The sequence below is a fragment of the Bacillus sp. z50 genome, from assembly GCF_058313585.1.
The window spans coordinates 353,934-368,054 of sequence record NZ_JBZFQL010000002.1 but is presented as its reverse complement, the minus strand read 5'-3'; the positions used below and the strand labels follow the sequence as shown (position 1 = coordinate 368,054).

The window sequence follows — 14,121 nt, the reverse complement described above, 5'->3', positions numbered from 1 at the left end:
AGGATAGAAAGGTGAATAGATATGAGACAAAGTATGACGATGATTCCAACATTAAGAGAGGTGCCATCAGACGCTGAAGTAAAAAGTCATCAATTATTGCTTCGTGCCGGATTTATGCGCCAAAATGCAAGTGGAATATATAGTTATCTTCCACTTGGTTTAAAAGTAATCCAAAATGTTGAAAAAATTATTCGAGAAGAGATGGAGCGCGCAGGAGCGGTAGAATTACTAATGCCGACACTGCAGCAGGCAGAGCTATGGCAGGAATCCGGCAGATGGTATTCCTATGGTCCTGAGTTAATGAGAATGCATGACCGCCATAATCGTGAATTTGCAATGGGACCAACCCATGAAGAAGTCATTACAAGCTTACTTCGTGATGAGGTGAAATCATACAAACGTTTACCTCTAACTCTTTATCAAATTCAAACAAAATTCCGCGATGAAAAGCGTCCTCGTTTCGGCTTGCTTCGCGGCCGTGAATTTATTATGAAGGATGCGTATTCTTTCCATTCCAGCCAGGAAAGCCTGGATGAAGTGTATGATCGTATCTTTACAGCCTATTCCAATATTTTCAGCCGTTGTGGTCTTGATTTCAGAGCGGTTATAGCAGATTCTGGAGCTATGGGCGGAAAAGATACACATGAATTTATGGTGCTTTCTGAAATAGGTGAGGACACAATCGCTTATTCGGATACATCTGACTTTGCAGCTAATATTGAAATGGCACCTGTTGTTAACACGGCTGTAAAAACAGGTGAAGAGCTTAAAGAACTGACTAAAGTATCAACACCTGATCAAAAAACAATCGAAGAAGTATCAAGATATTTAAATACAACTAATGATAAGTGTATTAAATCACTTCTTTGGAAAGTGGACGATCAGTTTGTGCTTGTATTGATCAGAGGAGATCATGAATTAAATGATATTAAACTAAAAAATATCTTTAATGCTACAATCGTTGAACCTGCAAGTCCGGAGGAGACACAGGATATACTGAATTGCAGCGTTGGTTCTATTGGACCAATTGGAGTGGATGAAAACCGCGTGACAATTATTGCTGATTTCGCTGTTGAAGTTTTGGAAAATGCGGTTTGTGGAGCCAATGAAGAAGGGATACATTACATTAATGTAAATCCTGACCGTGATTTTACTAATGTGAAATATGAAGATCTTCGTTTTATACAGGCTGGTGATGCTTCTCCAGATGGAAAAGGCACCATTCAGTTTGCTAAAGGAATAGAAGTGGGTCATGTATTTAAGTTAGGAACACGATACAGTGAAGCAATGAACGGTACGTACTTGGATGAAAATGGTCGCAGTCAGCCGATGATTATGGGTTGCTATGGAATTGGAGTATCCAGAACCGTTGCGGCGATTGCTGAGCAATTTAATGATGAAAAAGGTTTAATGTGGCCTGCTAATATAGCTCCATATCAAGTGCATCTTATTCCAGTTAATATGAAGGATGAAAATCAACGGAATCTAGGTGAGAAATTATATGACGAGCTTATGCAAGCTGGATATGATGTATTAATGGATGACCGTAATGAACGTGCAGGTGTTAAATTTGCTGATTCTGATTTAATTGGACTACCTGTTCGAGTCACAGTTGGTAAAAAAGCTGCCGAAGGAATCGTAGAAGTTAAAGTGAGACGAACAGGGGAAAGTTTTGAAGTGCCTGTTACTGATCTTGCTGGTCGATTAAACGAAATCCTGTAAAATATTAAAGTACAAGCTCTCCCTTTTGCAATGGGGAGAGCTTGTTTTTTACGTGCCGATTTTTTTTTGATAGTTGTTTTAAGGTTTGGATAATGCTTTTTACTCCCAACACCGGTTTTTAATAAGTATGGCTAAAGGTGTTTTCTGAATTGATGAAAGCATTAATCTTTGCAAGAAGGGATTTGAATAAAAAAGAGTTGTGTTATAATTACAAGACGGAAAAGGAGAATGACGTTTGGGAGAGATAGAAATGGAAGAGAATTCTCGTATTAAACAAGATAAATTCAGAACGTTGCTCCAGCAACTTCAGCTGACGGAAGATGCGGTTGTTGTGCATTTTTCTAATGCGGAAATCGATAAAGTAATCATTGAAAAAGTTGCCCGCAAATGGCATTTCTTTTTCAGATTTGAACATATAATTCCTTGCAGTATTTGGACCAGATTTACGACACAATTAATGCAGGTCTTTTCTCCAATAGCCACTGTCGGGTATTCGGTTGAGGTTAGGAATCCACTCATCACGAATGAATTGATTACGGATTATTGGAAAAACTGTATTAGCGAAATCGATGGAATTTCTCCGGCAATTCTGGAATTATTGCATGGACAAGCTCCAAAGGTTGAAGGGAATAAGCTGATTGTAACTGCTCGTAACGATGCAGAGGCCGGCCAGCTTAAACGGAAATATACCGGCTTAATTTCAGAAGTTTATCAGCGTTTTGGTTTTCCGCCATTGCAGCTCGATGCCATTGTAGATAAAGATGCATACAGTGAGGCAATGGAGACATTCAAAAAGCAAAAGCAAATAGAAGATGAAGAAAAAGCTCTGCAGGCAGTTCAGGATATGAAGAAGGCCGCAGAGGCTAAGGATGATGGCGGAGTACCTGAAGGCCCATTGGTTATCGGGTACAAAATCAAGCCGGATGCTGATTTTAAGACACTTGATGAGATAGTTGAAGAAGAACGTCGAATTGCCGTTGAAGGGTATGTCTTCGATGCTGAAACAAGAGAGTTAAAGAGCGGACGCACCTTATTAACCTTTAAAATTACGGATTATACAAATAGCATTCTTGTTAAAATGTTCTCACGCGACAGAGAAGACGCAAGCCAATTGGCACGTGTGAAAAAAGGTATGTGGGTACGTGTACAAGGAAGTGTACAAAATGATACATTCGTCCGTGACTTAGTAATGATTGCAAATGATATTAATGAAATAGCAGGTAAAAATCGTAAGGATACAGCACCCGAAGATGAAAAGCGTGTTGAATTACATTTGCATACACCAATGAGCCAAATGGACGCTGTTACACCTGTCTCTACACTAGTGTCCCAGGCAGCTAAGTGGGGACATAAAGCGATTGCTATAACAGATCATGCGGTCGCACAGTCATTCCCTGAGGCTTACGCTGCCGGAAAGAAAAATAATATTAAAATCTTATATGGCGTAGAAGTAAATTTAGTGGATGATGGCGTGCCGATTGCTTACAATACGGCAGATTTAAATTTGGAAGAAAGCACATATGTTGTATTTGACGTGGAAACAACAGGACTTTCTGCCATATATGACACCATTATCGAGCTTGCGGCAGTTAAGATGAAAAATGGTGAGATTATTGATCGCTTTGAGTCTTTTGCCAATCCACATCATAAATTATCATCTACAACCATTAATTTAACAGGGATTACCGATGACCTTGTAGAGAATGCTCCTGAAGTCGATGAAGTTTTGACGAAGTTCAGGGATTGGTCTGAGGATGCAATTTTTGTTGCGCATAACGCGAGCTTTGATATGGGCTTCTTGAATATGGGTTATAAAAAGCTTGGGTTTGGTAAAGCCACCAACCCGGTCATAGATACATTGGAGCTGGCTCGTTTCCTCTATCCGGATTTGAAAAATCACCGCCTGAATAATTTGGCGAAAAAATTTGATGTTGAGCTTGTTCAGCATCACCGTGCGATTTATGATGCTGAAACAACCGGTCATTTGTTAATGAAAATGTTAAAGGATGCCAATGAAAAAGGCATTACGAATCATAATCAATTAAATGACAATATGGGAAAAGGAAAGGCATTCCAGAGAGCGCGTCCGTATCATTGCACATTACTCGCGCAAACACAGGAAGGTTTAAAGAATTTATTTAAGCTTGTTTCCATTGCTCATATTGATTATTTTTACCGTGTCCCAAGGATTCCAAGATCCGTCCTTATGCAATATCGAGAAGGGATTTTGGTTGGATCCGGCTGTGATCGCGGCGAAGTATTTGAAAATATGATGCAAAAATCATTTGAAGAGGCAGAGGATGTCGCTGAATTCTATGATTATCTTGAGGTGCATCCAAAAGAAGTTTACGCTCCTCTTATCGAAATGGAACTGGTTCAAAGCGATAAGGCTCTTGAATCTATAATCGCCAATATTGTAAAGCTGGGAGAGAAATTAAACAAACCAGTTGTGGCGACAGGCAATGTTCATTACCTGAATCCAAATGATAAAATCTATCGAAAAATATTAATCAATTCACAAGGGGGAGCAAACCCTCTAAATCGCCACAGCTTGCCTGATGTACATTTCCGTACAACAGATGAGATGATGAATTGCTTCTCGTTCCTTGGGCAAGAAAAAGCAAAAGAAATTGTTGTAACAAACACCAATAAAATTGCCGATTTAATTGATGAAATCAAACCGATTAAAGATGATTTATATACACCGAAAATCGAGGGTGCTGAAGAGGATATTCGGGAAATGAGCTATACAAGAGCACGGATGATCTACGGTGAAAATTTGCCGGAGATCGTGGAAGCTCGTCTTGAAAAAGAATTGAAGAGTATCATTGGTCATGGATTTGCGGTTATTTACTTAATTTCGCATAAGCTGGTTAAGAAATCACTTGATGATGGATACTTGGTTGGATCCCGTGGTTCCGTAGGTTCATCCTTTGTGGCAACGATGACTGAAATAACGGAAGTGAATCCATTGCCTCCCCATTATGTATGTCCGAAGTGCAAGAAGTCTGAATTCTTTAATGATGGATCGGTCGGGTCAGGTTTTGACCTCCCAGATAAGGATTGTCCGGACTGCGCTGTAAGCTATGTGAAAGATGGACATGATATTCCGTTTGAAACATTCCTTGGCTTCAAGGGGGACAAAGTTCCAGATATTGACTTAAACTTCTCGGGTGAATATCAGCCGCAGGCTCATAATTACACAAAAGTCCTGTTTGGTGAAGATTATGTATATCGAGCAGGAACGATTGGTACGGTAGCTGAAAAAACGGCATATGGATATGTTAGAGGATATGCCCAGGAAAATAATCTTCATTTCCGTTCAGCAGAAACAGATCGTTTAGTAAGTGGATGTACAGGTGTTAAGCGTACAACCGGGCAGCATCCGGGCGGAATTATTGTAGTTCCTGATTATATGGATATTTATGATTTCTCGCCTATCCAGTTCCCGGCTGATGCGAGTGACTCTGAATGGAAAACGACTCACTTCGACTTCCATTCCATCCATGATAATATTTTGAAGCTTGATATTCTGGGTCATGATGATCCAACTGTAATCCGGATGCTACAGGATTTAAGCGGAATAGATCCAAAAACGATTCCTACAGACGATCCTGAAGTCATGAAGATTTTCAGTACACCGGAAGTACTTGGTGTTACTGCAGAACAAATCAATTGCAAAACAGGTACACTGGGTGTACCGGAATTTGGTACTCGTTTTGTAAGGCAAATGCTTGAGGATACTAAGCCAACCACTTTTGCAGAGCTTGTTCAAATATCCGGGCTCTCACACGGTACAGATGTGTGGCTGGGCAATGCACAGGAATTGATTCAGGATAATATTTGTAATCTAAGCCAGGTAATTGGCTGTCGTGATGATATTATGGTGTATTTAATTTATCAGGGTCTTGATCCATCACTTGCCTTCAAAATTATGGAGTCTGTCCGTAAGGGGAAAGGGCTCTCTGAGGAAATGGAAGAAGAAATGCTGAAGAACAATGTACCAGGATGGTATATTGGCTCATGTAAAAAGATTAAATATATGTTCCCGAAAGCCCATGCGGCAGCATATGTATTAATGGCTGTCCGAATTGCTTATTTTAAAGTGCACCATGCACTCCTGTACTACGCAGCTTATTTCACGGTTCGTGCAGATGATTTTGACCTTGATGCGATGGTGAAAGGATCAGAAATGATTCGTTCCCGCATTGATGAAATCAATCAAAAAGGTCTCGAAGCCTCTACTAAAGAGAAAAACTTGATGACTGTTCTTGAAATAGCACTTGAAATGTGTGAGCGAGGATATAGCTTCCAAAAAGTTGATTTATATCGATCCAGTGCAAATGAATTTATTATTGACGGAAATACTTTAATTCCACCGTTCAATTCAATCCCAGGACTTGGAACGAATGCGGCTTTCAATATTGTGAAAGCTAGAGAAAACGGCGAATTTTTATCTAAAGAAGATTTGCAGCAAAGAGGCAAAGTTTCCAAAACTATATTAGAATACTTGGATAATCACGGTTGCTTGGGCGATATGCCTGATCAAAACCAACTTTCTTTATTCTGATACAGAATCGCTAATTTGCAAAAACCAACTCTTTATGTTATATTCAAGTAAGAATTACTGCTGATACGTATGTGCTAAAGAGTGGGGAAACCCACTCTTTCGTTTGTATTAGGATGATATTCAGTCGTTTACATAGACGTAAAGGAGTGAAAGCATGAGCAAGAAAGTCACTGAGATTGTCGAGGAAATGGCTGCCCCGATCCTCGAAGAATTAAACCTCGAGCTCGTTGAAGTAGAGTATGTAAAAGAGGGCAGAAACTGGTTCCTTAGAGTGTATATCGATAAGGAAAACGGTGTGGACATTGAAGAATGCGGTATTGTTTCTGAAAGGTTGAGCGAGAAGCTCGATGAAAAAGATCCAATTTCCAATAACTATTTCCTGGAGGTTTCTTCTCCAGGTGCTGAACGCCCATTAAAAAAAGATAGCGATTTTATGAAGGCAGTCGGTAAAAATGTACATATTAAAACATATGAACCGATTGATAATGAAAAAGAGTTTGAAGGTATCTTAAAAGATTTTGATGGTGACACCGTTATAATCGAAATTAAAATTAAAACACGTAAAAAGGAAATAACTATTCCTTATGATAAGATTGCCAAGGCAAGATTAGCGATTAGTTTTTCATAAGGGTTTAAGATTGTAAGGAGGGGATTAGTAAAATGAGTAATGAATTACTCGATGCACTGACCATTTTAGAAAAGGAAAAAGGAATTTCAAGGGATGTGCTCGTAGAGGCGATTGAAGCCGCTCTTGTATCAGCCTATAAGAGAAATTTTAATCAGGCTCAAAATGTCCGTGTGGATTTTAATTTGGTGAATGGATCCATGCGTGTATTTGCTCGTAAAGAAATTGTTGATGAAGTTTTTGATTCCCGCCTTGAGATCTCTTTGGAAGAAGCAAAAAGCATCAATCCAAACTATGAAGTAGAAGATGTTCTGGAGCTTGAAGTTACACCAAAAAACTTTGGTCGTATCGCAGCTCAAACAGCTAAGCAAGTTGTAACTCAACGTGTACGTGAAGCTGAAAGAGGCATTGTATACAATGAATTTATTGACCGTGAAGAAGACATTATGACTGGAATTGTCCAACGCCGTGATTCTAAATATATATATGTAGCTCTCGGTAAAACAGAAGCATTGCTTCCAGCCAATGAGCAGATGCCGAATGAATCCTATCAACCGCATGAACGTTATAAAGTATTTCTAACAAAAGTAGAAAAAACTTCAAAAGGGCCGCAAATTTTCGTTTCACGTACACATCCGGGCCTTTTAAAGAGATTATTTGAACTTGAGGTGCCTGAGATTTTTGACGGCACAGTTGAAATTAAATCTGTTGCCCGTGAAGCAGGAGACCGCTCAAAAATATCAGTTCATACTGATAATCATGAGGTGGATCCGGTAGGTGCTTGTGTAGGTCCTAAAGGCCAACGTGTTCAAGCGATTGTAAACGAACTAAAAGGCGAAAAAATTGATATCGTAAAATGGTCAGATGACCCTGTTGTTTTCGTAGCTAATGCTTTAAGTCCTTCAAAAGTACTTGAAGTCATTGTGAATGAAGAAGAGAAGGCAACAACAGTTATTGTACCTGACTATCAGCTTTCCCTGGCAATTGGTAAACGTGGGCAAAATGCTCGCCTTGCTGCAAAGCTTACTGGGTGGAAGATAGATATTAAGAGTGAAACAGATGCGCGTGAAGCGGGAATCTATCCTGTTAATCGCCTGACTGAAGAAAGTGATGAAGACGAGCTCGAATTTAAAGGCTTTACTTTCGGACTCGATGATGAAACAGAAGAATGATCCTATTGGTGAGGTGAAAATGGTGAACAACCGAAAGAAAGTACCGCTGAGAAAATGTATCGGCACCGGTGAAATGAAACCAAAAAAAGAAATGATCCGGATTGTTCGCTCCAAGGAAGGAGAGGTTTCAATAGATCCGACCGGCAAGAAATCAGGCCGCGGGGCCTATTTGAGCCTATCTGAGGAAGCCATTAACGCTGCCAAAAAGAAGAATAGCCTATCTAATCATCTGGAGGCAGATGTAGATTCTTCTATATACGAAGAACTTTTAAAGCTGGCTGCTAAGGAGAACAAATCACGACCATGATGCAAAAACAATGGATGTCCCTTTTGGGACTCGCATATCGAGCGAGAAAAGTTATTTCCGGGGAAGAATTGGTTATAAAAGAAATACGCTCTCGTCGAGCGAAAATAGTTTTATTATCAAAAGATGCTTCTTTAAATACGGAAAAGAAAATCACCGACAAATGTCATTTTTACAAAGTACCGATATGCCGAGTTGAAAACCGAACCGTGCTTGGTCAAGCAATAGGCAAGGATTCAAGAGTGGTAGTCGCTGTACTTGATGATGGATTTGCAAAGAAATTAATCTCCTTGCTCGATTAACTAATTCGGGGGTGAAGGAATGGGTAAAGTACGTGTATATGAATATGCGAAGAAGAACAATGTTTCTAGTAAAGTGGTAATTAATAAACTTAAAGATATGGGGATTGACGTCAATAATCATATGACGGCTCTAGAGGATCAGGCAGTAGAAAAATTAGAAAAACTGTTTAATCCTAAATCGGAAAAGATAAATACCGAGAAACCTCAAAATACTAACCAAACTAGAACTAGTCAAAATCAGAACCAGAACCAAAACCGAGGAAATATAAACGGGCAACAACAAAAACAGCAAACAAATAGTAACCAGCAAAGAGGTGGCCAGCAAGCTTCAAGGCAATCTCAAAGTTCCGCAAGACCTAATCCTGGTGTAACAGCAACTAGGAATAACCAGGGAACTAATCAAAATACAAAGAATAAACCGGCATCTAAGGGTAATGAAGGGAAAAAAAGCGTGCAAGATAATCAAAAAAGAGGTAACTTCAGAAATAATCGAAATAAAAAAAATAACCAACGTCATCAAAGTAAGTCAACTTATCAACCAACACCTAGAAAAGAAAGAGAATTACCGGAGAAAATCACATTCACCGAATCTCTGTCTGTGCAGGAGTTAAGTAAAAAGATTTATCGTGAACCAAGTGAAATTATTAAAAAACTATTTATGCTTGGAGTCATGGCAACGATTAATGCAGAATTAGATAAAGATGCAATTGAACTTATTTGTGCTGATTATGGCGTAGAAGTAGAAGAAATCATTAAAATTGATGTAACAGATCTTGAAGCTGTCATTGCGGATGATGAAAATCCAGATGAAAATACAGTGGAAAGACCGGCAGTAGTTACGATTATGGGTCACGTTGACCATGGTAAAACAACATTGCTGGATGCAATCAGAAATACAAAAGTTACTGAAGGCGAAGCAGGCGGAATTACGCAGCATATCGGTGCTTATCAAGTTGAGGTAGATGGTAAGAAAATCACGTTCCTTGATACACCGGGACATGCTGCCTTCACTACAATGCGTGCGCGTGGTGCTCAAGTAACGGATATTACAATTATCGTTGTAGCTGCTGACGATGGAGTAATGCCACAAACAGTTGAAGCGATTAACCATGCTAAAGCAGCAGAGGTTCCAATTATTGTGGCAGTTAACAAGATGGATAAAGAAGGAGCTAATCCTGATCGCGTAAAACAGGAATTGGTTGAAAATGGCCTGGTACCAGAAGAGTGGGGCGGGGATACTATTTTTGTACCAATGTCTGCGAAAAAAGGTGAAGGTATCGAGACATTGCTTGAAATGATTTTACTTGTAAGTGAAGTAAATGAATATAAGGCAAATCCTAAACGTAAAGCCATTGGTACGGTTATTGAAGCGGAATTGGATAAAGGACGTGGATCTGTCGCTACTTTACTTGTTCAAAATGGAACACTGCGTATAGGAGATCCAATTGTTGTTGGAGATACTTTTGGTAAAGTACGTGCGATGGTAAATGATTTAGGCCGCCGTGTTAAAGAAGCGGGTCCATCCACTCCGATTGAAATTACCGGATTAAACGAGGTGCCTCAGGCAGGCGATCGCTTCGTTGTATTTGAAGATGAAAAAACAGCACGCCAGGTTGGGGAAGCTCGTGCTCAAAGACATATCTTAGCTTCACGTAATGAAAGCTCCCGTGTAACACTTGAAAACTTGTTTGATCAATTAAAACAAGGGGAAGTAAAAGAAATTAATATCATTGTAAAAGGTGATGTTCAAGGTTCTGTTGAAGCGGTAGCTGCTTCCTTGCAAAAAATTGAGGTTGAAGGCGTAAAAGTTAAAATTATTCATGCGGGTGTTGGTGCAATTACTGAATCCGATATTATTTTAGCGACTGCCTCTAATGCAATTGTAATTGGTTTCAACGTGCGTCCGGATGTTAATGCTAAGCGTGCTGCTGAAGCTGAAAAAGTAGATGTACGTCTGCACAGAATTATCTATAAAGCAATCGAAGAAATCGAAGCAGCGATGAAAGGGATGCTTGATCCTGAGTATGAGGAGAAAGTAATCGGTCAGGCTGAAGTTCGTCAAACCATCAAAATTTCCAAAGTAGGAACAATTGCAGGAAGCTATGTAACAGATGGTAAGATTACACGTAACAGTGGAATCCGTCTAATCCGTGAAGGCATCGTAATCTTTGAAGGTGAACTGGATACACTTAAACGCTTCAAAGATGACGTGAAAGAAGTAGCTCAAGGCTACGAATGCGGAATAACGATCAAAAACTTTAATGATATTAAAGAAGGCGATGTTATCGAAGCATATGTAATGGAAGAAATTAAAAGAGCATGATTGCTGCGGCAGAATGTGAATGTTTGATTCCTAATGCTCAATCCTTAAAGGAAAAAAGAGCGGTTCTGCAGCGCGTTATGACGCGATTAAAACAAAAATTTAATGTTTCTGTCGCAGAGGTTGACTATCAGGACATGTGGCAACGCACGGTTATCGCAATCGTGGTTGTCTCGTCGTCCAGAACCAGTTCTGAAAGGGAATTGCAAAAAGCATTATCCTACCTCGATTCTTTTCCTGAATTGGAGAGTATTGCGACAAATATAGAATGGCTTTAAAAGAGGTGAAAAATATGAGCCTTAGAGCTACCCGTGTGGGAGAGCAAATGAAAAAAGAACTCAGTGATATACTTGGCAGAAAAATCAAAGATCCACGAGTTGGATTTGTGACTGTCACAGATGTTGAAGTTTCTGGAGACCTTCAGCAAGCCAAAGTCTATATATCAGTTCTCGGTGATGCCGAAAAAAGAGAAGATACACTTAAAGGTCTTGCTAAAGCTACTGGATTTATTCGTTCTGAGCTGGGCCAGCGTATTCGATTACGAAAAACTCCGGAAATTATTTTTGAATTTGATGAGTCGATTGACTATGGAAACAGAATTGAAAATCTATTGCATCAAATTCATCAGGAAAATAAAGAACCCAATGAATAAGGACTAGGATAGACGTTATGTCTATCCCCTTTTTATATAAAAAATTAGGAGAACAGGGTGATAGTGATGGAAGAGTTAAATGGAATCCTGATTCTCAATAAACCGGCAGGATTTACTTCTCATGACTGTATTATGAAAGTCAGAAAAATACTGAGGATGAAAAAAGTCGGACATACAGGAACATTGGATCCGGATGTCACAGGTGTACTGCCTATATGTCTTGGAAAAGCAACCAGAGTTGCGGAGTACATAACGGATGCTGGTAAAGAATACATAGGTGAAGTGACTATTGGCTGGTCCACAACCACAGAAGATGCTTCGGGCGACATGGTAGATAAGAAGGTAATTGAGAAGCCGATAAAACGTACTAAGATTATCGAGATTTTGAACTCGCTCACAGGAACGATTGTTCAAACACCTCCAATCTACTCAGCTGTTAAAGTAAATGGAAAGCGCTTGTATGAGTACGCATTAAAGGGAGAAAAGGTAGACATCCCCTCGCGTAAGGTGAATATTTATGAAATTGAACTTTTGGACGATAGAGAACTATTTGAAGGTGAATCCATTTCGTTTTCTTTTCGTGTCTCATGTGGGAAAGGAACGTATATCAGAACGCTCTCCTGCATGATAGGTGACCAATTAGGTTATCCAGCCCATATGTCTAAGCTCATCAGGTCACGCTCAGCGGCTTTCACCCTTGAGGAGGCAATTACACTTGAACAGCTGGCTTTACATGCGGAGAAGGGCACTGTAAGCGACGTACTGAAGCCTATAGAAGAAGGTGTTCCCAATCTGCCGATTATTAAGGTTTCCAGTGAAATTGCAGAAAAAGTCCGTAATGGTGCTGTACTGACCTCTGACAACCTATCTGCTGAAAATACGGAGAGTCCTTTTGCTATTTTTAATGAACAAGAAGAACTAATGGCAATTTATCAGCATCATCCAGAGAAAAAAGGATTGTGTAAACCGGTTAAAGTTATTCCATTTATATAGTATGATATGGATGGAGATTGAAATTAGAGGGGAATAGAGATGAAAATAATCAATATTACACATCCCCATGACTATAAGCGGGGGGACTTTCCGCCAATAGCAGTAGCTCTTGGTTATTTTGATGGCGTTCATATTGGCCATCAAAAGGTTATTGAAACGGTAAAACAAATTGGTGAAGAAAAAGGGCTGGCAACAGCGGTGATGACATTTGATCCTCACCCATCTGTCATTTTGAATAAACATATAAAGCACGTGAGGCTTTTAACACCATTGCAGGATAAAATTGAATTAATGAAGAACATAGGGTTGGATTATCTTTTTATTGTCCAATTCACACCTGATTTTTCAAGTCTTTCACCACAAAAATTTGTGGATGATTATTTGATTTCATTGCATATTCAGCATGTGGTTGCCGGCTTTGATTATTCATATGGACAATACGGAAGAGGAACTATGGAAACTCTTCCGCACCATGCAAAGGGTATGTTTGATGTAACAACCGTGTCAAAGCAAGATATTGGAGAGGAAAAAATCAGTTCCACTCGTATTCGAGAGGAATTAATTAACGGCCATACTGAAACAATTAATCAATTATTAAGCAGGTATTTCACTGTTAAAGGATGTATTGTAGATGGAGAGAAACGCGGGAGGTTATTAGGGTTTCCTACTGCCAATATAGAAGTGGACCCCGATTATTATCTTCCTGGTACCGGAGTTTATTGCGTACGTATGAAAGTACGAGGTAATTGGTATAATGGTATATGTAATGTAGGCTATAAACCTACTTTTCATATGGAAAAAGAAGAGATTCCCACTATAGAAGTACATCTATTAGATTTTGAGGCTGATATCTATCAAGAGAGAGTTGTGGTAGAGTGGCATAAACGCATACGGAGTGAACAGAAATTCAGCTCTGTGGAACAATTGGTTACTCAGCTTGAAAAAGATAAACAATTCGCAATAGAATATTTTGGAGTGAATTAAGTACTTGCTTTTTTAACCGAGAAGTAGTATTCTTAATATCGTATGAAAAGAACCTTTCCTTGGCTAAGCGCATCACCAACGTTCGCTCAGGAATAGGGGATTTTGAAAATTTTAGGAGGTGAATTAGGATGGCATTAACGCAAGAGCGTAAAAATGAGATCATTAATGAGTACAAAACTCATGAGAGCGACACTGGTTCTCCAGAAGTTCAGATCGCTGTCCTTACTGAACAAATCAACACACTTAACGAACACTTACGCACTCACAAGAAAGATCACCACTCACGTCGCGGTCTTTTGAAAATGGTAGGTAAACGTCGTAACTTACTTACTTACCTGCGTAATAAAGACGTTACTCGTTATCGCGAATTAATCAACAAGCTTGGTTTACGTCGATAAACTACTCAGAAAAAGCGGGATTTTTCCCGCTTTTTTGTTATACATAGAGGAGAAAGAGGAAAGTTAAAGGGTAATGTCG

General features: G+C 39.5%; 12 protein-coding genes. All 12 read left to right on the top strand.

The window, feature by feature from the left end:
- Positions 1–21: 21 nt before the first annotated feature.
- The 12 genes from AC4G3N_RS07570 (at position 22) to rpsO (ending at position 14,042) form a co-directional block, all read left to right on the top strand.
- On the top strand, positions 22–1,722 hold the full coding sequence (locus AC4G3N_RS07570) for a proline--tRNA ligase (RefSeq protein WP_491089978.1): 1,701 nt from the start codon (positions 22–24) through the stop codon (positions 1,720–1,722).
- A gap of 250 nt (positions 1,723–1,972) precedes the next feature.
- Positions 1,973–6,292, top strand: a complete 4,320-nt coding sequence (locus AC4G3N_RS07565) for a PolC-type DNA polymerase III (protein WP_066102272.1) — start codon at positions 1,973–1,975, stop codon at positions 6,290–6,292.
- 154 nt (positions 6,293–6,446) lie between these two features.
- The gene (rimP, locus tag AC4G3N_RS07560) at positions 6,447–6,920 is read left to right on the top strand and encodes a ribosome maturation factor RimP (RefSeq protein ID WP_066100348.1); all 474 of its coding nucleotides are present in this window, start codon (positions 6,447–6,449) and stop codon (positions 6,918–6,920) included.
- 32 nt (positions 6,921–6,952) lie between these two features.
- A complete protein-coding gene (gene nusA / locus AC4G3N_RS07555; RefSeq protein WP_066100344.1) occupies positions 6,953–8,089 on the top strand; it encodes a transcription termination factor NusA in 1,137 nt (378 codons plus the stop codon).
- A 19-nt stretch (positions 8,090–8,108) separates the two neighbouring features.
- The gene (gene rnpM / locus AC4G3N_RS07550; RefSeq protein ID WP_066102270.1) at positions 8,109–8,396 is read left to right on the top strand and encodes an RNase P modulator RnpM; all 288 of its coding nucleotides are present in this window, start codon (positions 8,109–8,111) and stop codon (positions 8,394–8,396) included.
- On the top strand, positions 8,393–8,695 hold the full coding sequence (locus AC4G3N_RS07545) for a YlxQ family RNA-binding protein (RefSeq protein ID WP_139891224.1): 303 nt from the start codon (positions 8,393–8,395) through the stop codon (positions 8,693–8,695). Before rnpM ends, AC4G3N_RS07545 begins: the two co-directional genes overlap by 4 nt.
- A gap of 19 nt (positions 8,696–8,714) precedes the next feature.
- The gene (gene infB / locus AC4G3N_RS07540; RefSeq protein WP_066100338.1) at positions 8,715–11,018 is read left to right on the top strand and encodes a translation initiation factor IF-2; all 2,304 of its coding nucleotides are present in this window, start codon (positions 8,715–8,717) and stop codon (positions 11,016–11,018) included.
- Positions 11,015–11,293 carry a DUF503 domain-containing protein gene (locus AC4G3N_RS07535; protein WP_066100337.1) on the top strand — a complete coding sequence of 93 codons (279 nt, stop codon included), beginning with the start codon at positions 11,015–11,017 and terminating at the stop codon, positions 11,291–11,293. The genes infB and AC4G3N_RS07535 overlap by 4 nt, the downstream gene beginning before the upstream one ends.
- A gap of 14 nt (positions 11,294–11,307) precedes the next feature.
- Entirely contained in the window at positions 11,308–11,667 is a 360-nt protein-coding gene (rbfA, locus tag AC4G3N_RS07530; RefSeq protein WP_066102267.1) for a 30S ribosome-binding factor RbfA, read from the top strand.
- Between the two features lie 66 nt (positions 11,668–11,733).
- Complete coding sequence (gene truB / locus AC4G3N_RS07525) at positions 11,734–12,660, top strand: tRNA pseudouridine(55) synthase TruB (protein WP_066102266.1); 927 nt, start codon at positions 11,734–11,736, stop codon at positions 12,658–12,660.
- Between the two features lie 39 nt (positions 12,661–12,699).
- Entirely contained in the window at positions 12,700–13,644 is a 945-nt protein-coding gene (ribF, locus tag AC4G3N_RS07520; RefSeq protein WP_490551802.1) for a bifunctional riboflavin kinase/FAD synthetase, read from the top strand.
- 128 nt (positions 13,645–13,772) lie between these two features.
- The gene (gene rpsO / locus AC4G3N_RS07515) at positions 13,773–14,042 is read left to right on the top strand and encodes a 30S ribosomal protein S15 (protein ID WP_066100335.1); all 270 of its coding nucleotides are present in this window, start codon (positions 13,773–13,775) and stop codon (positions 14,040–14,042) included.
- Positions 14,043–14,121: the final 79 nt, after the last annotated feature.

Bases quoted from the DNA above. Each gene is read 5' to 3' on its own strand.
- rimP (WP_066100348.1), top strand. From the start codon at position 6,447: ATGAGCAAGAAAGTCACTGAGATTGTCGAGGAAATGGCTGCCCCGATC.
- nusA (WP_066100344.1), top strand. From the start codon at position 6,953: ATGAGTAATGAATTACTCGATGCACTGACCATTTTAGAAAAGGAAAAA.
- rbfA (WP_066102267.1), top strand. From the start codon at position 11,308: ATGAGCCTTAGAGCTACCCGTGTGGGAGAGCAAATGAAAAAAGAACTC.
- rnpM (WP_066102270.1), top strand. From the start codon at position 8,109: ATGGTGAACAACCGAAAGAAAGTACCGCTGAGAAAATGTATCGGCACC.
- truB (WP_066102266.1), top strand. From the start codon at position 11,734: ATGGAAGAGTTAAATGGAATCCTGATTCTCAATAAACCGGCAGGATTT.
- AC4G3N_RS07535 (WP_066100337.1), top strand. From the start codon at position 11,015: ATGATTGCTGCGGCAGAATGTGAATGTTTGATTCCTAATGCTCAATCC.
- AC4G3N_RS07545 (WP_139891224.1), top strand. From the start codon at position 8,393: ATGATGCAAAAACAATGGATGTCCCTTTTGGGACTCGCATATCGAGCG.
- AC4G3N_RS07565 (WP_066102272.1), top strand. From the start codon at position 1,973: ATGGAAGAGAATTCTCGTATTAAACAAGATAAATTCAGAACGTTGCTC.
- infB (WP_066100338.1), top strand. From the start codon at position 8,715: ATGGGTAAAGTACGTGTATATGAATATGCGAAGAAGAACAATGTTTCT.
- AC4G3N_RS07570 (WP_491089978.1), top strand. From the start codon at position 22: ATGAGACAAAGTATGACGATGATTCCAACATTAAGAGAGGTGCCATCA.
- ribF (WP_490551802.1), top strand. From the start codon at position 12,700: ATGAAAATAATCAATATTACACATCCCCATGACTATAAGCGGGGGGAC.
- rpsO (WP_066100335.1), top strand. From the start codon at position 13,773: ATGGCATTAACGCAAGAGCGTAAAAATGAGATCATTAATGAGTACAAA.